The organism is Polyangium jinanense (assembly GCF_028435365.1).
Map to the genome: position 1 here is coordinate 48,404 of NZ_JAGTJJ010000015.1, position 24,516 is coordinate 72,919.

Below are 24,516 nucleotides of genomic sequence, written 5' to 3' on the forward strand. Positions count from 1 at the left end.
TCCGGGTCGAGGGGCGGATAGCCCCCGCGGGGTCCGGGGCAGCGCCCCGGCGCGACGCCGCCTTCAGTACGACACGTCCATCTCGAGGATGACCGTCTGGATGCCCTCGATCACGCCGTCGCGGCGGGTCGGGTAGACGGTCACGGATGCGCGCTTGTTCGACACGAGGTCGACGAGCGTCGAGATGTAGCCTGATTGCAGCGGGGAGTACCAGGGAATGGCCCACGCTGGGATGCCTCGCTGCACGAACGTGATCGTGCCCGGCGAGAACGAGTTCGCCTCCCATTCGCCGAAATCGTAATATCGCTGGGCGATGAGCCGGAAGCGCGAGGGGAAATCGTCGATCGAACGGCCCTGGATGAACGAGCGATATGCGTGCTCGGCGTCGTACTTGGCCTGCGCCCGACCCTGGCCCTGCGCGAAGATGTCGAGCTGGACGTTCGCGAGCGACGCGCACCCGGCGCTCGCCGCGACGAGCGGGAAGAAATCGTAGAAGCTCGACGCGAGGAATGGCTGCCCGAGGTATTCGCGCAGCACCGGATCGCGGAACGTATTCGTGAGCGACTGCATCCCGCCGTCGAGACGCGTCGAGACATAATGGAGCATGCCCTTGTAGGCGATGCCCTTCACCCGGAACTGGCTCCGGCCTGCTGGGCGCGGCAGACGTTCGAACCAGCGGCGATCACTCGCCGGGGAGACACTCGCCGGCGGGAGATCGACCATGCGGCTCGATCGAGGCTCGGGCGGCGGCGACGAGGGGCGCTGGCTCGAGGATTCGGAGAGCTCGCGGAACGACGAGAGGCCCGGCATCGTGGCCGCCATGCCGAGCGTCGGATCCGACGAGGGTGGCGACGAGGGCGGGATCGAGGGGAAGATCTCGGCAAACGCGCGCGAGCGAATCGAGGGCGGCGGGGGCTCGACGCTCTTCATGCTGGAGACGGCGTCGAGCGCGGTGGCGACCGCGGCGCCGTCCGAGGGGCGCGCGCCTGGCTCCTTGGCGAGCATGCGGCCGACGAGCGCGTCGAGGGCCTCGGGGACGTCGTGGCGCATCGTGCGCAGACGCGGAGCCTCCTCCGCGAGCAGCTTCGTGATGATCGCCATCGGGTGCGGGCCGTGGAAAGGAGGTTGGCCTGCCAAACATTCGTAGAGCAGGCAGCCGAGCGAGAAGACGTCGGCGCGGGCGTCGACGTACCGTTTGTCGCCGCGCGCCTGCTCGGGCGCCATGTAGCCTGGGGTGCCGAGGACGTTGCCGGTGCGGGTGAGTCCGCTCGACGCGTCGTCGAGGCGGGCGATGCCGAAATCGAGGAGGCGGACCTTTTCGATTGTGCTGTCGACGAGGAAGACGTTGCTCGGCTTGACATCGCGGTGGACGATGCCGCGCGTGTGGGCGGCGCCGAGGGCCACGGCGATGCGTCGCGCGAGATCGATGCACTCTTCGAGGCGCAAAGGCTCGCGGGTGAGGCGCCGATCGAGGCTCTCGCCTTCGAGCCACTCCATCACGAGGTAAGGTTCGCCGTCGGGCGAGATGCCGTGCGTCACGTAGCGGACGACGTGCGGGTGCTCGAGCCCTGCGAGAGCCTTGGCCTCCTTGAGGAAGCGGGCCTGCGAGGTCATGTCGGGCGCGTGGAGAACCTTGATCGCGACGAGCTTCGTCGTCTGTCGATCGAGTGCTCGATACACGGACCCCATGCCGCCGACGCCGGCGCGCTCCAGAATGGCGAAGCGTCCGTCAACGACGTCTCCCGTGCGCATGGGACCGGATGATGCCCGAAGGACATCCGCGGCATCAAGGTGCTCGTGCGCTTGTTCAGGCGACCCGGATCACCTCGCCCGGCTTCTGGGTCGGCGCGGGCGGATCCCGGATGACGGGCGGCTCGGGCGGCGGCTCGCCGGGGACGGGGCTCGGAGGCGGCGGATCCTCGATCGGTCCCTTGCGGATGCGGGGATCCTCGACGGGGGGTGCTTCGGGCCGCTCCGGTTGCGTGGGAGGGGATTTTTCCTCCGTTCGGGTCGTCTCGATGGGTCGCGGGATGGTCATGCTCCGACGAACGCAAGCGTGGTGCCCGGGGCGCGTGTGCGTCCTCCGTTGGGCGCTTTACCGGGATGATAACGACGGGTATCCTGGCAGGCATGGACCTCGAACGGATGCTGGAGAACTGCCGGCGTGACCAGTGGCATGTCGGCGACCTCGACTGGAGTCGGAAGCCGCGGAGCATGTCGCGGGAGGACGAGATCGCGATCGTGCAGCTCTTCACGGACATGTCGGGGATCGAGCGGCTCGCGGGCGCGCTCTTCCGCGAGCAGGAGCGGCGCGTGGAGGATCCGACGCTGAAGGCGATCTTCCGGAGCTTCGTCGTCGACGAGGTCCGGCACGCGCACGCGGCGCAGATGCTCGCCGATTTTTATGACGTCCATCATTACAAGATGTATCGGCAGAGCCCGAGCCTGACGGCGTTCGCCCCGCATTTCGTGGACGCGATCCATTACCTGAGCGACGACGTGGCGAACGCGTACATCGTGTGCGGGGAGCTCATCCTGGACATCGCGCTGCTCCGGTCGATCAACGACTACGTGCACGACGAGATGAGCCAGGAGGCGATGACGCTCATCAACCGGGACGAGTCGCGCCACATCGCGATCGACTATCACATGGCCGAGTATTACGGCTCCGAGGCCTACGAGCGGCGGATGGCCGAGCGGCAGACGAAGCTCTCGGTCGCGGAGCGGGCGCGGGGCGCGAAGGCGTTCGTGTACATGCTGCATTACGGGCATCCGTTCATCCGCGACGTCTTCCTCGACCCGATGAACTTCGTCGATCCCGAGGGCAAACGGCTGCGGGACGCGTTCAAGCGGATGCAGCTCCTCGGGCGGAAGGAGGAGACGTCGCGGCGGCCGTTCACGCGGTTCTTGCGGCTCCTGCAGGACGGGGTCGATCACCCGATCACGGGCCGGCTGCTCGGCGATCTGCTCGGCCGCGTCGGAGGCGTGGGCAAGGAGTTCATGGCCCGGCAATACGACGACTCCGAGCTCACGCGGGCCCGGCGCATGTCGTACGAGGAGATGGCGAAGGAGGCTCTCTCCGCGAAGGAGAACTAGCGCTTTCCGCGGGTCGCGCCGCGGCCGAGCGCGAGGGCGATGCCGCCCCGGAGGGTGCTCCGGGTGCGCATGCGTCCGAGTTCGGCGCCGATCTCGACGAGGGTGCGGGCCATCGCCGGCTGAATGCCGGTCAAGACGACCTCGGCCCCGAGCAGCTCGACGGCGCGCGCGGCTTGCACGAGGGTGCTCGCGACCTGCTCGTCGACGACGGGCACGCCGGTGACGTCGAGGATGACGATCGACGCCTGATTCTGCACGATGCCGTGGAGCAACGTCTCGAGCACCTGCTCGGCGCGACGGGCGTCGATGTGGCCGATGAGCGGCATCACCACGACGCCCTCGGCGATCGGCAGGAGCGGCGTCGAGAGGGCGCGGAGCGTGGCCTCCTGCAGGCCGAGCATTTCCTCCTGGAGCTTTCGCGCGCGGGCCTCGGCCTCTTTTTGTGTCGTCACGTCGACCGAGATGCTGCACACGGCGACGGGTTTGCCCTCGGCGTCCCGGAGGGGGAATTTCGTGGTCACGTAGGCGACGATGCCGCCTTCGAGGGGCATCACATCCTCGCGCGTGAGGGGCTCCCCGGTCCGGAGCACGAGGGCGTCGGAGGCGCTGTAGCTCTCCGCGATCTCGGACGGGAAAAGCTCGGCGTCGGTCTTGCCGAGCAGGCCTTCACGGTTCATCTGGACGAACTGCTCGACCTGACTGTTGACGAGCATGTAGCGGCCCGCGAGATCCTTCACGTACACGAGCGACGGCGCGTTCTCGATGATGCCGAGCAGGAACTGCTGGCTCGCCTCCAGCGCGCGTTGCGCCCGGATCCGCTCGGTCACGTCGAGGTTCACGGACACCACGTACCGCTTGCCGGCGACGTCGACGGGCGCGTACGAGGTCTCCGACCAGAGCTCCCGATCCTCGGCGTTATCGAATCCCACCTCCGCCGTGTTGAACGAAGTGGGCGGCATGACCGAGGCCTCCCCGCGCGTGGCCCTTTCGAGGTGCGCGGCATATCCCCGGGCCACGGCATCGGGATCTTTGAGCAGGTTGTGTTTGCCGATGACGAGCTCGCGGTCGGGGATGGCGCAGAACTCTCGGTTTTTGCGATTGATATCGAAGACCAAGCCCTCGACGTCGTGCACGACGGCCGGGACGGGGATGCATTCGAACACGGCCTGATAAAGGTCCGCGCGGTGGTTCGCGGCCGCGAGGGCCTCTTCGAGCTCGGCCACGCGCGCGCGGAGCCGGTCGGACTCTGCCTGCAATCCCTGGAATTCTTGCACGTTCATGTCCACCCCCCAACGTGGCGCCCGTATCTCCAGGCACGAGGGGCCACCCAGGACGGGCAGGCCACGTCGCACCGAGGATACGAGTCGCCGCAGGACCTTCCCTTACTTATAACGCTGCGCGGTGTCCGTACAGAGAGCCGAATGGCAAAAGCGGCGTCAATTCAATGGCGCTTTGGTCGTTCGACGGCGAACCAATCGCGCCATGACGAACCCAAGGAGGGAGGCGAGGAGCGGCATCGAGCCCGATTTTCCAATCAGGCCGAATGCGACGCAAAGCAGGACGAGGCGGAGGACGAAGATGACCGTGGGGCGCGCGCGCTCCCCCGTCTCGCGGTGAATGCGCTCGCCCTCGGCGATGGCCTTCGCATGCGCCCAGCCGAGCGCGAATCCGAGGGCGAGGAAGAGGAGCACGCGAAGGACGAGGTTCGTCACGGGGCCTCCGTTTTCGACATCGCGGCGCCGAACGCGACCTTGCCGCCCACGATGACGCGGTCGATCTTCGCGGCGAGGAGCGATCGATCCGCGGCGAGGGCGCCGGAAAAGAGGGTCAGATCAGCGATGTAGCCGGGCGCGATGCGGCCGTGGCTGGCCTCGGTGAAGGAGGCATACGCCGGGCCCGTGGTGAAGGCGGCGAGCGCCTCGTCGAGGGTAATGCGCTGCTCGGGCATGAAGCCACCCGGCGGGGCGCCCGAGGGATCCTGGCGGCTCACGGCGGCCCAGAGGCCGAGGAGGGGCGAGGGCTCCTCGACGGGGAAATCCGAGCCGAAGACGAGGCGCGCGCCGGCGTCGAGGAGCGAACGCCAGGCATACGCGCCGCGCAGGCGCTCAGGGCCGAGGCGCGCGGGGGCCCAGGGCATGTCGCTCGTTGCGTGGGTCGGCTGCATGGAGGCGAGGACGCCGAGCGCGGCGAACCGGGGAATGTCCTCGGGCGCGAGGACCTGGGCATGCTCGACACGAAAACGAAGCGCGCGCGCCCGGCCTTCGCCGAGCGCGGCGAAGGCGTCGAGCACGTCGCGGTTGGCGCGGTCGCCGATGGCGTGCACGGCGAGCTGGAATCCCGCGTCGGCGATGAGGCGCGCCGCGTCGGTGAGTTTTTTTCGGTCTGCAATCGAGAGCCCCGTGCTCTTCGGCTCGTCGGCGTAGGGCGCGAGCAAAGCGGCGCCGCGGGAGCCGAGCGCGCCGTCGGCGAAGAGTTTTACCCCGCGCAGGACGAACATGGCGGTGCCCTGCGGGTCGACGTCGGGCTTTCGTTGCGACAATGCGGGGAGGTTCGAGCCGCCGGCGAGATAGGCGTACACGCGGATCGGGAGCCGGCCCTCGGCCGCGAGCTTGCGATACACGGCGACGGTCGCGTCATTGATGCCCATCTCGTGCACGCCCGTGAGCCCGAGCGAGAGAGCGCGCTCGGACGCGCGCAGGATGCGGCGCTCGATCACCTCGGGCGGCTCGCCGGGGATCTTCGCCGTGACGAGGTCCATTGCATTGTCGATGAAGACGCCGGTGGGCGCGCCCGTGGCATCCCGGAGGATACGGCCGCCCGCGGGATCGGCGGTCTTCGCGTCGACGCCGGCGAGACGGAGGGCGGCCGCGTTCGCCCAGAGCGCGTGCCCGTCGATGCGTTCGAGGGCGACCGGGTGATCGGGCGCGGCCACGTCGAGGGGCGCGTGTGTGGGGAACGTGGCGGGGGTGAAGAGGTTTTGATCCCAGCCGCGGCCGGTGATCCATTCGCCCGGCGCGCGCCCTTTCGCCTCGGCGGCGACGAGCTGCGCGACGTCCTCGGGGCTCTTCTTGCCGCGGACGTCGAGGCTCTCGAGGGCGACGCCGAGGCCGTGGAGATGGCAATGGCCGTCGACGAGGCCGGGGATCACGGCGCGCCCGGAGAGCCGCTCCACGCGGGTCTCCGGGCCGACGAACGCGCCGACCTCGGCGTCCGTGCCGACCGCGACGATGCGATCGCCGCGCACGGCGATGGCGGTCGCCTGGGGGCGGGCCGGATCCAGCGTGCGGACGGCGCCGCCCAGAAGGACGAAATCCGCGGGGTTTTGTGATTGCGGGGATGGCGTAGGAGCTGCGCCACAGCCGAGGGCCAGGGGCGCGAGGGTCGCCGCGAGGAGGGCGCTTCGGAACATCGCGCCCATTCTAGCAGCAGCGAGGGCGCGGGGGCGTCACGTGGGGACTTTGGTATTCAGCTTGTCGACGGCGTGCACGGGGGCGTCATTTCCCGCCATGAGGTGTGCGATCGCGCCGAGAACGAGGCGGTGCTTCTCCAGCGTGCCCTTGCCCGCGAAGACCTTGCTCGTGACGGAGATCTCGAAATGCCCTCCCCCACCCTGCACCTCCACCACGGCGTCGCTGATCTTTTCCTTGATGGCTTGCTCGATCGCCGCAGGGATCGAGCCCTGGAACGTGGTCATGTGGTACGACACGCGCGATTCCTCCCGAAATTCGTCAATACCGCGGAACCGAGGTGTCGACAACGACCGACCAGGCGTCGATGCCCCCCTCGAGATTGTACACCTTGGAAAAACCTCGCCCCACGAACGCCTCGGCCGCCGAGCGGCTGCGACCGCCGTGGTGGCAATGGAAGACGATCGGCGTGTCCTTGGGCAGCGCTTCGAGCCGCTCGAGCTCGGCCTGATCGAGGAGCTTCGCCTGCGCGATCCGCGCAATGGCGCGCTCCTTGTCGGTGCGCACGTCGATGAGCTCGAACGTCTCGCCCGCGTCGAGCATCTCCTTCAGCTTCTTCACGGAGAGCTGCCGGACGCGCGGGGGCTCGTTCGGGTTCTCGATCTTGAAGCCGGCGCCCTCGGGGCCGTCCACGAAATCGATGGAGACACCGTCCGCCCGGCGCGCGCTCCCCTTGTCGACGAGCACCGTGATGCCGCCCGCGTCGACCTCGATGTCGCCCTCGGCGCGCGGCCCGAAATAAAGCCCATACTCGAAGCGCGGGCTCACCTCGAAGCGGAGGAGCTCGCCCGGCGCCTCCTTCGCCGCCTCGTCGAATGCGCGCTTGGCCGACGCGCTGAGCGTGATCTTCAGCGCCTTCGCCTCGCCACCCGCCCCGGCGGCGCCGAGCTTCTGCGCGAGCTCGCCGCTCTCGCGCATCTCCCGCACGATGTCGGCCCCGCCGACGAACTCGCCGTCGATGTAGAGCTGCGGGATCGTGGGCCAACTCGCGTAGGCCTTGATGCCCTCGCGAATCTCGGGATCTTCGAGGACGTTCACCGTCGTGTAGCTGGGAAGCACCTCGTCCAGGATCTGCACGACGGAGCTGGAGAACCCACATTGGGGAAACCGGCGTGAGCCCTTCATGAAGAGCACGACCCGGTCGGACCGAACGAGCGCCTCGATACGCTGCTTGAGCGGTTCACTGAGATTCATCTGTTTCCCTCGATCGGTCGGGACTCTCGCACGTCTCGAAACGTGACGCTACGTCATTTAGACCGAACGGCCCGCTCGTCCGTAGACGTGCGCCGCGGATGTTCGTCGCCCCGGGCGCTCCCCTTCGCGAGCGCTCGAGGGGCGATGTTTCCACGCGCGCCGGGCGTTCGGCGCGTGCCCGGAGGAGTGTGTCATGACGAACCGATGGCTCCGTGTCCCCCGCACCCGCCGCGCGCTCGCGGCGAGCCTCATCGCGCTGTGCGCGGGAGGGCTCATCCTGCACAGGGCGCCGCTCAGCGCGCGGACAAACGTGGCGTTCGCGAGCCCGAGCGAGGGTGGCGCGGGCGCGACGTTCTCGGGGCGGGGCGCGCATGGGTCGATCACGCTGACGCAGTCGCGCGTGTTCGGCGGGAGCGAGGCGCGGATCTCGGCGGTGCTGCGGATCAAGGCCGATCAAGCGGACGCGCGGGAGCGGGCGCCGCTCGCGCTCGCGATCGTGCTCGACACGTCGGGCTCGATGATGACCGAGAGCAAGATGAAGCAGGCCAAGGACGCGGTGGTGGAGCTGATCCGCGAGCTGCGTGACGACGATCAGATCACGCTGGTGCGGTACGCGTCGGACAGCGACGTTCTGCAGCCTCTCGCGCGCGTGGGGGACGTGCGGGAGCGGCTCGCCGCGCGGGTGCACGAGCTCTCGGCGAGCGGCGGGACGAACATCCCGCCGGCGCTGTCGCTGGGGATGGAGTCGCTCGCGAACGCCTCGTCGGGGCGCGTGAAGCGGGTGGTGCTGGTGAGCGACGGGCTCGACAACGGGCGTTTCGATGCAGAGCGGATCGCGCGGAACGCGACGGAGGATCGGGTGACGGTGTCGTCGCTCGGAATCGGACTCGATTTTGATCCGAGGTACATGGGCGGGGTCGCGGAGGCGGGGCGCGGGAACTTTGCGTTCGTGAAGGATGGAGCGGCGCTCCGGACGTTCCTACGCCGCGAGCTCGAAGAGACGGCCGCGACGACGGTCGAAGCGACGGAGGCGCGGTTCGTGCTCCCCGAGGGGGTGAGGTTCGTCCGGGCGATCGGCGCGGAGGCACGGACGGAAGGCGACGGGCGCGAGGTGACGTTGCGCATCGGGTCGCTCTTCGCGGGCGACGAGCGGCGTGTGGTCGTGGAGCTCGCGGCGAACGCGGAGGCAGGGGAAAAACTCGCGATCGGGGGCGAGGTCGGGTGGTCGCTCGTGGGCGGAGAGCGGACGCGCGTGGCGCTGTCGCCGCTCGATCTGCAAGGCACGGCGGACGCGCGGGAGGCGGAGCTCAGCGTGGATCGAGCGGCGTTCGCGGAGGCGACGAGCGCGCTCGCGTCGAGCCGGCAGCTCGAGGCGGCCACAGCGCTCGAGCAAGGCGACATCCACGCGGCGCAGCGGATCGTCGACGAGAACATCGGCGCGCTCAAGGCCGCGGCGGCGGCAGCACCGGCGCCGGCTGCGACGGCGATCCAGGCGCAGGTCGACGCCTACGAGCAGGCGAAGAAGGAGATCCACGCGGCGCCGCCGAAGAGCGCGGGCGCGAAGGCGGCGGCCCGGAGCATGGCCGACAAAGAGTTCTCGAACCTCGGTCGGGCGGCGGCGTACTGAACGACGAACCCGTTGGAGATCAAAGGAATCATGCGGAAGCTTGCCCTCCTCGTGGCCGCGGCGGCGGCGTTTGGTTTGTGGCCCTTCGCGGGCCGGTTCGGGCTCGTGACGGGATCGATCGCGCTGCTCGGGCTCGGGGTCTTGCTCGCGCTCGCGGCGAGCGCGACGATCGATGGCCTCGCCGCGGCGGGCGGGGCGCTCGGCGCGCTGTCGGCGGCGATCGTGGGAAATACGTCGCCGGCCGCGGCGGGCGCGGCGCTCGTGGCGCTCGCGTACGCGGAGCGGACGACGCGGGTGAAGGCCGGGACGGCGCGGCTCGTGCACGTGGGCGGCGCGCTCGTGGCAGGTGCGCTCGCGGGGACGATCACGGCGGCGTACGGGAGCGGATCGCCTTCGATCCGCGTGGTCGCAGCGCTGGTCGCGGCCGTGCTCGCGGCGCTACCGCTCTTCGTGGAGGCGGACGATCCAGTAGCGTACGCGCTCGACGGGCTCGCGGAGGACGCCGGCGAGGAGGCGGGCGCGGCCTTGCGCGAGGGAGCCGCGTTGCGGAGGCACGTGGACGAACGGCTGCTCGACGCGGCCGCGGCGCGCGAGGTGCGCGCGAGCTGGAAGGCGCTCGTGCGGCTCGGCGAGGCGCGGGCGCGGCTCGAACGAGCGCGGGTCGGAGGAAAGGGCGCCCGCGCGGACGCGCCCACGGCCGTCGCGCGGCGCGTGGATCAACGCATCGGCGCGCATGTGGAGGCGCTCCGGCGCGCGTACCTCCTCGCGGACACGGCGCACGCGGCAGAGGCGAGCGAGGACGTGCGGGCGCTCGAGGTCGTGGAGGCGACGGGGGAGAAGCTCGAAGCAACGAGCGAAGCGCTGATCTCGTCGTGATGGATGCGCGCGGAGGCCGCTGGAAACGCGGCCCTCGGCGCGTCTATGCTGCGGCGCGATGGCCCCTCGGGCACCGAGCCTCCCCCGCCGCGTCGCCGCGCTACTCGACAAACGTCCGGTCAAGATCGGGCTCGCGATCTGCATCCTCGTTTCGCTCCTGCCGATGCCCCGGCTGGAGAGCGCGCTCCGGCCCGTCTTCCTCGCGATCTTCACGATCGAGCTCGCGCTGCGCTTCCTCGCGCTCCGGCGGCCCCGCGAGGAGATCCGGCGCTTCGAATGGTTTTTCCTGGTCGTCGATCTGCTCGCGCTCCTGAGCTTCTTGCCCTTCGAGCAGATCGGCGATCCCAGGTACGTGGCGCCGCTGCTCTCGCTCCGTCTCGCCCGGCTTTTGCTCTTGCTCCGGTTCGCCCGCGAGCTCGCGGCGGACCTCTACTCGATCGTGACGCGGCGCGAGCAGCTCCAGCAGTTCGGGCTCGTGACGGTGGCGGTCTGGTCGCTCGCGTTCGGCGCGGCCGTGGTGCTGGATCACCTGGCGATCCGCTACGATTACACCGGCAGCGGGCTCGCGGCCGACGCCGATTTCATCGATCGGGTGTGGTGGGCGTTCCGGCAGCTCGAGAGCGCGGACAACCTGGTCGGGACGATCAAGGTGCCGGCGCCGATCGCGGTGCTGTCGCTGGGCCTCACGATCGTGGGCGTGTTCGTGGTGTCGTTCATCATCGGCATCGGCTCGAACGTGGTCGATCAGGTGGTGCGGGCCGAGCGTCGGCGCACGGTCGACTACGACGAGCACTCGCTGGTGATTGGTCCCGTGCACGAGGCGGAGATGCTCGTGCGGGAGTTCGCGCGGCTCTACGAGCGGAACCGGATCCTGCGGAGCTTCTTCCGGCCAGCGGAGATCCTGCAATGGCTGCGGGGGCGCGGAGCGATGCCGCGCCGGCATGCCCTGCCGCGGATGGCGCTGCTCGGGACGACCGAGGCTCCGCCCGGATATCTGTACGAGCCGATGATGCGGTGGGTGATGTACCGCGAGGGCGACGGATGGGATCCGGACGCGCTCGCGCGGGTGTCGGCGGCGACGGCGAAACGCGCGATCTTGCTCTCCCGCGCGGACGCGGGGCCCGACGCGGACGCGGTGACGACGATGACGCTCGCGTCGTTCCGCGCGCAGAACCAAGACGCGCAGGTGTTCGTCGAGGTGGTGGAGAGCGAGAACCGCGCGCTCGTGATGGCGATCGGTGGACCTCATACGTTCCCGCTCGATATGCCGCGTTTTCTAGGGCTTTTCCTCTGTCAGCACTTGGTCACGCCGGGGGTCGAGGCGCTGTACACGGACCTCATGACGGCCGACGGATCCGAGTTCTACACGCACATGTTCGTGGAGCCCGGCGAGGCGGAGGCGATCGAGGCGCTCGGCGGCGAGGACGGGTTCGTGTCGTTCGAGAGGCTCGCGCGTGCGGCGTACGAAGAGCGCGGCGTGCTGCTCACGGGGGTGTTCCTGGGGAAGGCGACGCCGCGGCGGACGCGCGGGCTCGTGCCCGTGGCGGACCTCGAGCAATGGCTGAATCCGCTGCGTGATCCGGAGGAGGGATCGGGCGCGTGGAAGCTCGGCGCGCGCGCAGGGAAGATCCCGACGAAGCTTCTGCGCGGGATCATCGGCGTGACCGCGACGTACGCGCCGCTGCGCAGGTACGGGCGGGATCTCGTGATGGGGCGTGGGATCACGCCCGTCAGTCAGCAAACCACGCCGCCGCGGGCCGAGATCTGCACGTGGGCCGAGGACACGCACATGGCGCGAGGGCTACTCTCGCGTGTGCTCGTCGTGGGGTACAGCCCGGCGCTGCCGTCGATGGTGCGTGAGCTCGCGCGGTTCATGCCGGGCGTGGACGCGACGCTCGTGCTCGGCGAGCGTGGCGACGAGCGGATGCCACTCGCGATGCGTCTCGCGTCGCTCGGAATCGGCATCGAGCGGGATGTGCCGCCGCCAGGGCGCGAGGGCGTGACGATGTCGCTCGAGCACGGGGGGCGGGTGACGGTGTACACGCAACGCGGGCATGATCTCGCGTCCTTCGCGGTGGAGTGCGCGAAGAAGGGCGGGCCGATCGGCGCGGTGATCTTCCTGAGCGAGCCCGACGCGGTGGATCGGGACGCGCGCACGACGATGCGGCTACTCCGGTTCGTGGGCGCGCTCGAGCGCGGCGAGCTCGCGCGGGGCGAACGGCTGCACGTGCTCGCGGAGTTCGCGTCGGTGCAGAAGGGCGAGCACGCGCGGAGGCTCGTGGACGCGGAGCGATGCGGGTTCGCCTCGGGCAGGCTCCGGCTTTCGCTCGTGAGCACCGACCGGATCAAGAACTACTTCATGGTGCACAGCGCGTTCGTGCCGGGCGTGACCGCGCTCTACGACGAGATTCTCGGCGAGTACGGGCAGGAGATCGTGCGGCTCGAGCCGGGGGAGCACGCCGCGGGCGCGAAGGGCACAGTGCGGTTCGACGAGCTCAGGGAGGCGCTCGCGTCGCGGCAGGTGATTCCGATCGCGATCGAGCGGCGGGCGGTGGACGAACACGCGCGGGAGCGGCTCGAGGTGCTGCTCAATCCGCCGCGGGATCGGGTGTTCGCTCTGTCGGAGATCGTGGCGCTTTATGCACTCGCGGAGAGCCGCGATCTCGAGGAGCCGGCGGCGCGGGTGGCGCGGGAGCGGGCGCCCGCGTCGCGGACGGTCGGGCCTTTTGGGGTCGACATGGGCGCCTGAGGATCAGGGCGCGGCGCGCGGGGTCTCGTCGAGGACGCAATAGAGCAGCGTGGGATCACATTTCACGCGGTAATCGGGGTTGATGCCGGAGGGCGTGCGGCCCTCGGCAGCATTGCCCGTCGGATCGCAGAGCGCGTCGTCCGGCTCGTTCGTGGGGTTGCCGTCGGCGTCCGATTTCGCGCACTGGACCGCCGGGAAGAGCGCGACGAACGTGTACGTCGCCGAGCAGCCCTCCATGAGGTCCTCGTACTTCATCGTGCCGACCACCTGCGTGCCCGGCGCGGCGGCGGTGACGTAAATGGAGAGGTTTTCCCACGATTGTCGGAGCCTCTTCGCCGGGAGCGTGACGGGGTTTCCCATGGCGTCCATCGTCTCGGCCTCGGGGAGGTCGAGCTCGGCGGGCGCGAGCGCGGCGGTGCCGGATGCGCCGCCAGCATAACAGAGATCACGCTCGTCGGGGTTCGTCGTGTACGCGCCGAACGCATAGGGCACGTCCTCCTCCCCTGCCCCGAGCCCCTCGCGCTCGCGGATGAGGCCGCCGAACGTGTCGGACTGAACGGCAATGCTGCGTTTGTCGTAATCGGCGAGGGTCCGATCGTCGTTCGGCGCGAGGAACGTGGCGAGGCCGATCTCCTCGCCGACGAGGTCGGCGCAGGAGCCGGTGCCCTCCACGAGCGAATATTTCGCGATGAACGACCCGTGCCCGACGACGCACTGGATCGGGGGCTGCGAGCACGACGCGCCGCCGAACGAGGCCAGGCCGAGGCCGAGGGCCGCGGCAACGAGGAAGGAATGACGTTTCTTCATGGTTTGTCTCCTCGTCCGCACGTTCAGAAGGTCACCCGCGCATTGAAGCGGAACTGCCGCGGAAGCTGGAATCCGTTGGGGTTCCCGAAATTGGGGTTCTTGTCGACGTCGCTGAAGGGCTGGCCGTCCCAGTACACGAGCTTGCCCTTCGCGGCCGGGAGGTCGTCCATGGAGCCCCCCTCGATGGGGCGGACGTCGGCGAACGTGTAATTGGAATCGACGCCGGTCACGGCCTGGAAGTTGAAGATGTTGAAGATGTCGACGCCGAAGGTGATGGTCTGGTCCTTGCCGAGCTGGAAGCCGGCCGTGACGTTCGTGTCGATCGAATGGACCCAGGGCGTTCTGCCGCCCTCGCCGCGCGGCAAGATGAAGACCTCGCCCGTGAGGTATTGCGGGTGCGCGCCGAGGACGTTGATGGGCGTGCCCGAGCGGGCGGTGTAGCTGCCGCCGACGCTGATCGAGATGTTGCCGGGCAAAATGAACTCCTTGGCGCCGAAGACCTTGATGGAATGGGTGCGGTCGCCGGGGAGCGGGCCCTCGCGGTTCGGCAGGAGCGAGATGAGGTCGAAGTCCGAGTTGATGTTCGGATCGAGCTGCTGGGTCTCGGGCCGGAAGAGGCCGGCGAGGTTGCCGCGAAGGTAGGACGCGGTGTAGCTCGCCTGCGCGAGCCAGCGGTTCGCGAACGCCTTCTCGAAGAAGATCATGAACGAGTCGTAATCGCGGACGGCCTCGGGGAAGTCCTTGGCGATGCCGTGGCCGGGATTGCCGATGAAGTACGTGTTCGCCTCGTCCCGGCTCATGTCCTCGACGGCATAGTTGAGCGATTGGTGCGTGTACGCGCCGCCGATCTTCGCGTTATCGAAGAGCTCATATTCGCCGCCGACGACGAGCTGGTCGGAGGATTGAGGCTTGATGTCCGGATCCACCGGGACACGGTCGGAGCCGGTGGCGCCGAATTTCCGGGTCGGATCGCTGTTTCCGGTGATCGTGATGAGATTGTTCGGGTCGTCGCAAGCCCCGTGGACCTGCGCGGGATCCCGCGGATTGCAGGCGTTGGAGCCGCGGAGGGAGTAGATGTTGAGCTCGCCCGGGAAGGAGCGGTCGACGAGGTTCAGGGTGATGGCCTGGTAAAACCGCGCGAAGTTGCCAAAGATCTTGGCGCGGCCCTGCTTGGTCGGATCCCAGATGACGCCGACGCGGGGCGACCACTGGTTCGGGAGCGTCATGCCAATGCGACCGTCATTGCCCGTGACGACCTGCGCGTCATAACGGACGCCGAGGTTCAGGGTGACGCGCTCGAGGATGCTCCAGCTATCCTGGACGAACCCGCCGATGGTATAGGAGCGCGAGGTGGTGGAGAACGAGTTCAGGAAGACGGCGCGGTCGGGGCCCTCGAGGAAGCCGAAGCGACGCGCGTCGAGGAACGTTGCGCCGTCCGAGCTCTCGCGGAACGCATTGCCGCCGCTGACGCCGCGGGCGCTCGTGTAATCGAGGGCCTCGAAATCGATGCCGGCCTTGACGATGTGCTGGCCGAGGAGGCTGCCGATGGCCGTGAAGATGGCGCGGCCCTGGATGCGGTTCTGCGTGGCCTGACGCATGATGCCGGGGCCGCCGGTGAAGTAGTTGACGACGGGGCAATAAAGCGCCGCGATCTCCTGGCTGCCGCCCGGCGCGCATGCTTCGCGCGCGGCCGCCGGGAGGGTTTCGAATTCGGTGATCGGATACCGCCCACCCGTGGACCTGCGCCACGCGACGTTCGGGATCCCGGCCATCGTACCCGGCGAGCCGATGTCGGAGACACCGCTGCCGTCGGCGGCGGCCTGGGTGAGCGAGCCGTAGACCCAGCCAATCGTGGTGTCGAGCAGATACTTCTTCTCGGCGAAGGACGAGGAGGTCTTCAGGACGACGTTGTTCGAGAAAGACTCGTTGATCCCGCCGAACGCCGCGTAAGGCCCCTGCAGGTTCGGCGCAGATCCGCCGGTCTGGAGGTTGAACGGATAATCGCCGTTGCCGCCCGAGGTCTGCGGGGCGCCGAAGACCGAGAGCGAGACGTTGTGGTCCTGATGGGCCTTCCACGTGAGCTTTCCGATGTACTGGTACGTCCGGCTCGTGGCATAGTAGGTTTTCTCCGTCCCGGGCAGGACCGAGGTCTGCTGGAACCCGGTTTCGGGATCACGGATCGGAATGGGGTTTCCCATGGAATCCTCGGCCGGCGTGCCGTCGGGATTCTCGACGTAGAGGAGCTTGTTCAGCGTGCGATCGAGGCGCGTCTTCTGGATCGCGAGGCTCGCGCCCGTGAAGAACCAGAGTTTGTCGCGCAGAATGGGGCCGCCGAACTCGAAGCCGATGTCCTGGATGGTCGCGAGGCTCGGGCTCGTCTGGATGGTGCTGCCCTCGCGAGGAATGCGGGTGCGCCGGCCCTCGAGGGCGCCGGGCGTGATGGCGCTGAAGAAGGAGCCGTGGAATTCGTTCGAGCCGCTCTTCGTGACGACATCCATGACGCCGCCGATCGAACGGCCATATTCGGGCAAATAGCCGGCCGTGATGACGTTGACCTCGCGGACGAACTCGCTGGAGAGAGGGGTGCCGAGGATGCCGAAGGCGGCGTCGTTGGCGGAGACGCCGTCGATCACGAAGGCGTTTTCCGGGGAGGTCGTGCCATTGACGGAGACGCCGTAGGTGTCGGTGAAGGTGCCGGGGGCGATGGTGGCGAGGCCCTCGAAGGAGCGGGTCGCGCCGCCCTTGCCGGTCGGAGGGTTCGTCGGGACGCGCCGGGTGAACTCGGGGCCGACGCTGGTCTTGACGCCGGTCGTGTAATCGATGACGGGCACGGTGGCTTCCACGCGGATGTCGATGCCTGTTTCGAGGACCTCGGGGAGGATCTGGATCTGGACGAGGGCCGTGCCGCCCGCGCGGAGCGTGAAGGGCTTGGAGGCATAAGGCCGGAAGTTCGTCCCGCCATCGGCGCGAATGACGTATCCGTCGCCGGGCGGCAGGCTCGGGAGGCGGTAATTGCCCGCCTTGTCGGTCACGGCGACCTCGTCGCCCTGGAGCGCGGGCGAGGTGGCCGTGACGAGGACGTCCGGCACCGGCTTGTTCGTCTCGGCGTTGATGACCTTGCCCTGAATGGTGGCACCGCCCTGCGCGAGCGCCTCGCTGCCGAAGCAGACGATCGCCGTGGCGAGGGCCGGCGCGCAGAGGAGATAAACTCGATTCGGCCGTCTCACGTGGACCTCCCTCGAGCCCGCCCCGCGGGCTCGAGGGTCCGAAGAGCAGCGACCGTGCCACGAGGGCGCGGGGGCGATCCTCGCGAGGTATATAAGGAGGTCCGGAGCGGGGCCGGTTTCACGGCGCGCGATCTGCGCAAGGGGCGCTTGCACAAATCGCGCAAGCCAATTCGATCAGGTTGCGCAAGCAGCCCCGCAGGGCTTGCCGTCGTCAGGGGCAGGACGACTCGTGCGGGATGGCCTTGCAGGCGTCGGTCGTGGCGTCGCAGATGTCCTCGGTGCAGTCGATGCCGTCGTTGCAGATGACCGGCGAGCCTGCCGTGCAGCCCTGGAATGGGTCGCAGATCTCGGCGCCGTTGCAAAACACGTCGTCGTCGCAGACGTAGTCCTGCGCGTAATGGACGCAGACGCCGCCCGGGTCGTAGCAGAGGTCGTAGGTGCAGGCGATGCCGTCGTCGCAATCGGCATTCGCGGCGCAAGGCAGGGCCGCGGTGCAGCCGCCGACCGCGGCGATGCAGAGCTCACCGGAGGCACACGCGGCATCGATGGGGGTGAAGATGCAGGCATCGAACGACTCGGAACAGGCGTCGTTCGTGCAGGAGATCCCGTCGTTGCAGTCGATCGGGGCGGAGGACAGGCAGCCGAGGATGGCGTTGCAAGTCTCCACGCCGTCGCAGTGGATCTTGTTGTCGCAGAGGGAGTCGACGGGCGTGTGGCCGCAAGCGTCGGTCGCTTCGTCGCAGGTATCCAGGGTGCAATCGACACCGTCGTCGCAGGGTTTGGAGTTGCCGACGCAGCCAGCCGAGGGGTTGCAGACCTCGGCGCCGTCGCAATATTTGCCGTTGTCGCACTTCCCGCTGTCCGGCGTATGCTTGCATTGGCCGACGTCGCATTCGTCGGTCGTGCAGTCGATGTCGTCGTCGCAGTCGAGATCGATCATGCAGCCGGCTGCGGCGCTGCCGAAGCCGCCGCCCCCCGTGGGATCGATTCCGCCGGCGCCGCCGCTTCCGCCTCCGCCGCTGCTTCCGCTGCCGCCTCCGCCGGCGTTTACGCTGCCGCCTTCGCCGCCGCTTCCGCTTCCACCTTCCCCGCCGGTGCTGTCTGCGCCGCTCCCGATCGTCGCGCCTCCGGCGCCGCCCATTCCACCTGGGCCGCCGGCCCCCACGGTCGCGGCGCCGATGCTCCCTTGGGGACTCGTGGCGCCCTCCGAGCCGATCCGTTGCTCGATCGTATCCGAGCTACTACACGCGGCGAGCGCTCCCCATGCCACGAGCACGGCACCCGCCACGAATGCTCGATTCGTGTTCATTTAAGGCCCCCCCCGGAAAACAAGCCAGGTGTTCCGGGGATGAGTCTGACCCGTAAAAAATGGAAACTCCACGCAGGATCCGGGCGATTTCTCGGATTTTCCGGCGTTTTGTACGTCCCCGAAAAACGTATCTTCGTCCGGACCACGTCTCCGTGCGTCGCGGCCGGAGGCGGGATCAGCCGGGAACGGAAACAGGGGCGCGGGGGCGCCGGACCCAGTGCACGACGAGGGGCAAGGTCGCGAGAAGAAGGCCGACGAAAATGTCCTGGAGCCAGGGCGAACGGAGGCCGAGCGCCTTCGGGCCAAGCTTGCCGGCGAGGGCGCCGAGGAGGCCAAACGTGAGGGAGACGAGGGCGACACGCGGAGGAATGGGCGCGTCGACGAAGAGGCCCACGCAAAGGATCGGCAAGAGCGAGGCGCCAAGGAGGGCGCCCGCGAGGGTCGAGAGCGAGACGATGTCGCCGAGAGGGCGGAAGGAGAGCGCGAAGACGAGGGTCGCAACGAGAAAGAGAATCACGCGGGTGCGGCGCTCGCTCGGCTCCCGTCGGGCGAGCGGGGCGACGACGTGCTTTTCGAGGCACGAGGCGACGATGAGCAAGGCGGAGTCGAGCGACGACATCGAGGCCGCGAGGAGCGCGACGAGAAAGACGGGGCCAAAGGCGGCGCCGAGGAGGCCACGCTCGAAGACGAGCCGCGGGACGACCTCGTCGACGTCACGGACAAGAGGCACGAGCGAGCGCGCGAGGTAACCGACGGGGAAAAGGCAGGCGAGTACGAGGGCGAGCAGGAGCGGCGCGAAATGCCGGAAGCGGCGGGCCTGCGCGGCGTCGCCGAAGGCATAAAAGACCATGACCTGCTTGGGGTCGGCGACGAGTTTGACCGCGCCCGACAAACCCACCGCGACGAGCTGCGCGATCGAAAGGGGGCGGAGCGGCGGAGGCGCGGGCGCGGCAGGATCGGGCGTGGCGGAGACGACCGCGACGAAGAGCAGGACCGCGCCGGCGAGGAGGACGACCGATTGCACGACGTCCGTGAGCACGTCCGCCCAGAGGCCGCCGAGCAGGCAATAGACGATCGTGACGAGATACACGACGAGCAGCGCCGCGGAATACGAGAGGCCAAGGCCCGATGCGACGACGAGGGCCGTGCCTCGCAAGACGGCGAGGACGTAGAGGAGCGTCGTGACGACGACGATCCACTGGACGAAGACCGCGAGGGGGCGAGATCCGAAGCGGCGTTCGAAGAAATCGGGCAGGGTGAGGGCGCCGTTCGTCCGGGCAAACTCGGCGAAACGAGGGGCGAAGAGGTGGAAGGAGAGCGCGCAGGCGACGACGAGGAAGCCGGCGACGACACACCAGCCGAGCCCGACCTCGTGGCTCTTGCCCGCATGCCCGACGAAGGAGTTCGAGCTGACGAAGTTCGCCATGAAGGAGAGGGCGAGCATCCACGCGGGGATCTTGCCGCCGCCCGTGACGTAGTCGGAAAAGCCCTTGGATCGCCGGGTGACGTAGGCGCCGGCGAGGATGAGCGCGAGGAGGTAGCCAGCGACGACAAAGAGGGTGACGAGGCGATCGGGGCTCAACGAAGAAGATCCTAGTGGCGGCCGGAGAGCGGATCCTTGCGGGGAAAGGTGCCGCGAGGAAGGACGCTGGGCGCAGCCGAAGCCGAGGGGGCCGGCGCGACCGAGGAGGCCGGAAGGAGGGACGATCCAGATGGCGAAGGCCGCGGGGGGAGGCTCGCGCGGGCAGAGGACGGGAGGGCGGACGCCGCAGGAGAGGCGCTCGTCGTGGCGAGAGGCGCGTCGGGGCCGCTCGACTGGATGAAGACGACGCCGAGCGCGAGGCCCACCGCGAGCGCAGCAGCGACGGCGAGGCCGACGTACACGGAGCCACGCGAGGCGCGAGGTGCAGGCGGGATGTCGAGTGCAGGCCGAACCACGGCGTCGGCCGAGCTCGTGACCGTGCTCGACGGAGGCGGAGGCGGAGGCGTGTGCACGTGCGCGGGGAGATGCGGATCCGAGAGCGTGGCCGGGAGCCGAGGGACGGGCGGAGGCTTGATCGCGGGGAACGCCGGGGCGCTCGGAGGGAGCGCCGGGGTGCTCGCGGGCAAGGCCGACGCAGGCGGCGGAGCCTTCGATTCGAGGGCGTCGAGGAGGATGTCGATGGAGTCACGCCCCGACGAGGGCGGCGCGCGCATCGTCTCGCTGTAGGCCATGCCGCCGAGCGCGCGCCGCGAGGAGATGACGGCGTCGATGAGCGCGTCACCCTCCTCGATCCCGAGCGCCGCCGCGAGCGCGGTGACGGCCTCGCCCGCAGAGCGGAAGCGCTTGCCGATCTCGCGATGGCAGCAGCGGAGGAACCAGGCGTCGTAGGCAGGACCGAGCGAGGTGCCGAGCGCGCTCGGCGGGCGGATCGGGTCGTACGCGATCTTGCCGATGAGCTCGGCAACCGTGTCGGACTCGAAGTGATCACGGCCCGTGAGGAGGCGGTTCGTGACGAGGCCGAGGGCCCACACGTCCGTCGCGGCCCCGACGAGCGAGACGCGTCCCGTGGCCTGCTCGGGCGACATGAAGAGCGGCGTGCCGAAGATGCGGCCCGTCTGCGTGCGCGAGACGATCTGCGCGATCGTGGCCGCGTCGCCCGTGAGCTTGGCGATGCCGAAGTCGACGAGCTTGATGCAAGGGACGCCGTCCTCGCGCTCGATCAGGAAGAGGTTTTCCGGCTTGAGGTCGCGATGGACGATGCCGAGGGCGTGCGCCTTGTCGAGCGCGCGAGCGGCCTGTCGCATGTAGAGCACGACCTCGGGGGCGGGCAGCGCGCCGCGCAGGTCGAGCTCGGCGCCGAGGTCGCGGCCGCGGAGGTACTCCATCACGAAGAAGGGCGCGCCGTTGAGCTCGGGCGCGACGTCGGCGTCCGTGATGCGCACGACGTGATCGCTGTCGATCCGCGCCGGCGCGCGCGCCTCCACACGGAAGCGGGCGATCTTCTCGGGGCTCGCCGCGGCCGGATCGTGCAGCAGTTTGAGCGCAAACTGTTCGTCCGTGTGGACGTGCTGCACGAGGTGCACGGAGCCGACCGCGCCGCGCCCGAGTTCCCGGATCACGCGATACCGACCGGCGATGACCAGGCCGGGGGTGATCTTCTTCGTCTCCGGCATGCGCTAGGCGTCCTCGGGTGACTCACCATCCTAGTCAATTCCGAGGCCAAACGAAAGCGGGGCGCGGCCGCTTGGCGGTCGCCTTCGGCCGAGGTAGGTTCGACCCATGAGCACCGAGGGGATCTCGGAACGGGACTTCGAACGCGCCGCGGACGACACGCTGCGCAAGCTCGAGCGGGCGCTCGGCGACCTGGACGGGATCGAGGTGGATCTGCAGATGGGGGTCCTCACGGTCGAGTTCCAGGACGGAACCCGGTACGTCATCAACAGCCACCGCGCGGCGCGGCAAATCTGGATGGCCGCCGAACGCAACGCCTGGCACTTCGACCCGCGCACGGGCGGCGCGAGCTGGAACGCCTCGAAGGACGGCGCAGAGCTCTGGGCGACCGTACAAGCCGTGCTCTCGCGCAAGCTCGGCAGGACGATCGAGCTCACCCCCTGAGCGCGGAGGCCCTGGCATGCGCTCGACGCCTCGCCTCGCCCTCGCACTCGGGCTCGCGCTCGTGACGAGCGCGGCGTCCGAGGCCCACGCCTACTGTCGCGCCTCGACGTGCGCCGAGGGCCAGCTCTGCGGGCCCCCGCCCTGGGACGATCCGGCCTGCAAGCCGCTGCTCTGGAAGCGGCCTTGCGTGGGCGTGAGCGTGCAGGTGGAAGGCTCGGAGGAGGTGCCGTACCCGCTGGCCCTGGCGGTCGTCGAGGAGTCGTTCCGGGCGTGGGAGGAGCCGGTCTGCGAGACGGCGCTGCCGGGGCCGCCGAACATCCACGTGCAGAACCTCGGGGCCGTCGCGTGTGATCGGGTCGAGTACAACTCGAAGGCGGGGAACGCGAACGTGGTCGTGTTCCGCGACGCGACGTGGACGCACCCGGATGGGCCGCACAACATCGCGCTGACGACGGTGACGTTCGACACGAAGACGGGCGAGATCTACGACGCGGACATGGAAGTCAACACGCACGGCTTCCCCTTCACGACGTCGGACAACCCCGAAGAGGTGCAGACCGATCTGCTCTCCGTGATGACGCACGAAGCCGGGCACTTCCTCGGGCTCGCGCACGCGGAGGACGCGAACGCGACGATGTGGCCGAACTACACGTCGGGGAGCCTGTTGCCGCGCACGCTCGCGGCGGACGACATCGCGGCGATCTGCGAGGCGTATCCGCCCACGGGGGAGCCCGTCGACACGGCGCGCTGCAATCCCCTTCCCCGCCACGGCTTCTCGCCGGAATGCGCGGCGAAGCAGACGGAGGGCGATTGCAGCGTGCGCGGTGGAACCGGCGGCGGCGAGGCGGGGCACGCCGCATCGGCGCTCGCGCTCGTGGCACTCGGGTTCGTTGGAGCTCGAAGGATCAGAGCCCGAAGCGCACGCCGAGGCCGGTGAGGATGCCCGAGAGGGTCGGCGCGACGTCGAGATCGATCGCGACGCGTGGCGTGGGCCGGAACGAGACGCCGAGCCTCGGCAGGACGACCCACGGGTAGACGAGCGGCCGCACGCCCCCGGAGAACCAGCTCGGCTCTTCGTAGGCCCCGTAATGGTCGACGTCCTTGTCGAGCTGGTTGCAGTAGCGGAAGCTGCCCGGTGGATCGTTCGGCGCGGTGCAAGGCCGGTACGTGTACGGATCCGCAGGCGCAAAGCCGGGCGGATAAGCCTGCGTGCGATAGAGGCCGCCGAGGAAGGTGTAGCCGACACCGAGGCCGCCGCCGATGCGGAAGCGGAAGCGCTGCGCGCGATCGAGCGGGATGTTCCATACGAGCTCGAACGATGCCTGCAGGGAGGAGAGATCGGCCCAGACGATCTCGTACTCCGTGTCGGGCGTGCCGCGCGGCTTGAAGGGCGTGGGCTGGAGGAAGAAGGCCGCGTATCCGAGCGTGAACGTGATGTCGAGGTTGCCCGAGGGGCGCACGAGCGAGAGCGCTCCGCCCGGCGCGATCACGGTCCGCCCGCCGTCGCCGAAGATGTTCATGGCGAACTGCGGGATGACGTAGCCGCGGTACGCAGCGCCGAGCCAGAGGCGCGGCTCCTTCGATGGGACCGCGGGCGCGGGCGCGGCCGAAGATCCGAGCGACGCGAGATCGAGCTTGACGACACGGCGCTCGCGCTCGTCGAGGGTGATCGTTTCCTTGCGCTCCTTGCGGCCCTTGGCCTTCATCACGACGGCGAGCTCGTCGCCGGGATCGACCTTCTGCGGCTCGTTCGGCTGCTCGACGGGCTCGCCGTCGATCGTGATGACGACGTCCTCGTAGCCCTTCGGGATCACGAAGGAGAGCGTGGGAATGCGGGCCTCGACGTCGCGCAGCTTGCGTTTGGCGGTCTGGATGGCCGCGCGATCGCCGCGGGTGTGGCTCCGATCCGGCGGCTCCTCGGCGACAACACCGTAGAGGGCGCTCGCCTGGAGGAGCTCGGCCGCCATCTCGTAACAGCCCGCGAGCGCGACCGCGGTCTCGGGCCGATGCCGGATGCCCTCGGCCTCTTCGAGCAGCGGGACGGCGTCGCCGCATTCGCCCTTCCGGGCAAGCGCGATCCCCTTCTGGGCCTGCGCATCCCCGGGCGCGGCGCGCGCGGATGCGGAGGAAAACCCGGCAGCGGCGGCGAGACCGACACCGAGCAGGCGGCGGATCCACGTCGGCCCGGGACGATCCGGGCCTGTTCGTCGGTCGCGACCTGCGGCGCTGGGACGCCTCTTCGGCATGGCTCGGTCGATCGCGCGGGCTGCCATCGCCCTCGCCGGTCCGCATCCTACGCGGCCCCGAGCAGCCGTGCCGACAAAGTTACCACCGGCCTCATCCGGCGGCCTCCGAGGGTGACCCCGGGTCCGGCCCCGACCGTCCGGTGGTGAGATTCCCCGCCCGAGTAAGAAAACGATGGGCCGCGAGTTTTCCTGCTTCGACGTCCCCGAGTGACGCTTGTAATCTACCGCTGATGGACCCAGGCGCAGGGAAAAACGGGCCGAACGGTCCCGATAACACCCCCGGGGCCGCAGGTACCGGGCGGGGTATTCTTTCGAATCCC

19 protein-coding genes are annotated in these 24,516 nt (G+C 69.1%); 6 read left to right on the plus strand and 13 right to left on the minus strand.

What is annotated here, in order from left to right:
* Positions 1 to 63: 63 nt before the first annotated feature.
* On the minus strand, positions 64 to 1,752 hold the full coding sequence (locus KEG57_RS24325) for a serine/threonine-protein kinase (protein WP_272423382.1): 1,689 nt from the start codon (positions 1,750 to 1,752) through the stop codon (positions 64 to 66).
* 55 nt (positions 1,753 to 1,807) lie between these two features.
* On the minus strand, positions 1,808 to 2,038 hold the full coding sequence (locus KEG57_RS24330) for a hypothetical protein (protein ID WP_272423381.1): 231 nt from the start codon (positions 2,036 to 2,038) through the stop codon (positions 1,808 to 1,810).
* A gap of 92 nt (positions 2,039 to 2,130) precedes the next feature.
* Between KEG57_RS24330 and KEG57_RS24335 the strand changes: the two genes are divergently transcribed.
* Entirely contained in the window at positions 2,131 to 3,096 is a 966-nt protein-coding gene (locus KEG57_RS24335; RefSeq protein WP_272423380.1) for a hypothetical protein, read from the plus strand.
* On the opposite strand, the gene KEG57_RS24340 is transcribed toward KEG57_RS24335, so the two are convergent.
* The 5 genes from KEG57_RS24340 to grxD form a co-directional block, all read right to left on the minus strand.
* Positions 3,093 to 4,376, minus strand: coding sequence for a PAS domain-containing protein (locus tag KEG57_RS24340; protein ID WP_272423379.1), 1,284 nt, complete (start codon positions 4,374 to 4,376; stop codon positions 3,093 to 3,095). The two genes, KEG57_RS24335 and KEG57_RS24340, sit on opposite strands and share 4 nt — an antisense overlap.
* Positions 4,377 to 4,532: 156 nt before the next feature.
* The gene (locus KEG57_RS24345) at positions 4,533 to 4,808 is read right to left on the minus strand and encodes an N-ATPase subunit AtpR (RefSeq protein WP_272423378.1); all 276 of its coding nucleotides are present in this window, start codon (positions 4,806 to 4,808) and stop codon (positions 4,533 to 4,535) included.
* On the minus strand, positions 4,805 to 6,505 hold the full coding sequence (locus KEG57_RS24350; protein ID WP_272423377.1) for an amidohydrolase: 1,701 nt from the start codon (positions 6,503 to 6,505) through the stop codon (positions 4,805 to 4,807). The genes KEG57_RS24345 and KEG57_RS24350 overlap by 4 nt, the downstream gene beginning before the upstream one ends.
* A gap of 36 nt (positions 6,506 to 6,541) precedes the next feature.
* The gene (locus KEG57_RS24355; RefSeq protein ID WP_272423376.1) at positions 6,542 to 6,802 is read right to left on the minus strand and encodes a BolA/IbaG family iron-sulfur metabolism protein; all 261 of its coding nucleotides are present in this window, start codon (positions 6,800 to 6,802) and stop codon (positions 6,542 to 6,544) included.
* 22 nt (positions 6,803 to 6,824) lie between these two features.
* On the minus strand, positions 6,825 to 7,757 hold the full coding sequence (gene grxD / locus KEG57_RS54995) for a Grx4 family monothiol glutaredoxin (protein ID WP_276073725.1): 933 nt from the start codon (positions 7,755 to 7,757) through the stop codon (positions 6,825 to 6,827).
* Positions 7,758 to 7,950: 193 nt separating this feature from the next.
* On the opposite strand from grxD, the gene KEG57_RS24370 reads away from it, so the two are divergent.
* From KEG57_RS24370 to KEG57_RS24380, 3 genes are read left to right on the plus strand one after another with little or no spacing between them, the layout of a single operon-like run.
* A complete protein-coding gene (locus KEG57_RS24370; RefSeq protein WP_272423375.1) occupies positions 7,951 to 9,384 on the plus strand; it encodes a vWA domain-containing protein in 1,434 nt (477 codons plus the stop codon).
* 30 nt (positions 9,385 to 9,414) lie between these two features.
* Positions 9,415 to 10,260, plus strand: coding sequence for a hypothetical protein (locus tag KEG57_RS24375; RefSeq protein ID WP_272423374.1), 846 nt, complete (start codon positions 9,415 to 9,417; stop codon positions 10,258 to 10,260).
* 58 nt (positions 10,261 to 10,318) lie between these two features.
* On the plus strand, positions 10,319 to 13,009 hold the full coding sequence (locus KEG57_RS24380) for an ion transporter (RefSeq protein WP_272423373.1): 2,691 nt from the start codon (positions 10,319 to 10,321) through the stop codon (positions 13,007 to 13,009).
* Positions 13,010 to 13,012: 3 nt separating this feature from the next.
* Here KEG57_RS24380 and KEG57_RS24385 read toward each other — a convergent pair whose 3' ends face one another.
* From KEG57_RS24385 to KEG57_RS24405, 5 genes are all read right to left on the minus strand, one after another.
* Entirely contained in the window at positions 13,013 to 13,816 is an 804-nt protein-coding gene (locus KEG57_RS24385) for a hypothetical protein (RefSeq protein ID WP_272423372.1), read from the minus strand.
* 23 nt (positions 13,817 to 13,839) lie between these two features.
* Positions 13,840 to 17,043 carry a carboxypeptidase-like regulatory domain-containing protein gene (locus tag KEG57_RS55700; RefSeq protein ID WP_272423371.1) on the minus strand — a complete coding sequence of 1,068 codons (3,204 nt, stop codon included), beginning with the start codon at positions 17,041 to 17,043 and terminating at the stop codon, positions 13,840 to 13,842.
* Between the two features lie 211 nt (positions 17,044 to 17,254).
* Positions 17,255 to 18,352 (minus strand): hypothetical protein, encoded by a 1,098-nt coding sequence (locus KEG57_RS24395; protein ID WP_272423370.1) that lies wholly within the window; start codon positions 18,350 to 18,352, stop codon positions 17,255 to 17,257.
* A gap of 175 nt (positions 18,353 to 18,527) precedes the next feature.
* Entirely contained in the window at positions 18,528 to 19,934 is a 1,407-nt protein-coding gene (locus KEG57_RS24400; RefSeq protein WP_272423369.1) for a sodium:solute symporter family protein, read from the minus strand.
* Between the two features lie 11 nt (positions 19,935 to 19,945).
* Positions 19,946 to 21,508 (minus strand): serine/threonine protein kinase, encoded by a 1,563-nt coding sequence (locus KEG57_RS24405; RefSeq protein ID WP_272423368.1) that lies wholly within the window; start codon positions 21,506 to 21,508, stop codon positions 19,946 to 19,948.
* 106 nt (positions 21,509 to 21,614) lie between these two features.
* Between KEG57_RS24405 and cyaY the strand changes: the two genes are divergently transcribed.
* Together cyaY and KEG57_RS24415 are read left to right on the plus strand one after the other, a co-directional pair.
* Positions 21,615 to 21,950, plus strand: coding sequence for an iron donor protein CyaY (gene cyaY, locus KEG57_RS24410; RefSeq protein ID WP_272423367.1), 336 nt, complete (start codon positions 21,615 to 21,617; stop codon positions 21,948 to 21,950).
* Positions 21,951 to 21,966: 16 nt separating this feature from the next.
* Positions 21,967 to 22,887, plus strand: a complete 921-nt coding sequence (locus tag KEG57_RS24415; protein ID WP_272423366.1) for a matrixin family metalloprotease — start codon at positions 21,967 to 21,969, stop codon at positions 22,885 to 22,887.
* Here KEG57_RS24415 and KEG57_RS24420 read toward each other — a convergent pair.
* Entirely contained in the window at positions 22,856 to 24,196 is a 1,341-nt protein-coding gene (locus KEG57_RS24420; protein ID WP_272423365.1) for a hypothetical protein, read from the minus strand. The two genes, KEG57_RS24415 and KEG57_RS24420, sit on opposite strands and share 32 nt — an antisense overlap.
* Positions 24,197 to 24,516: the final 320 nt, after the last annotated feature.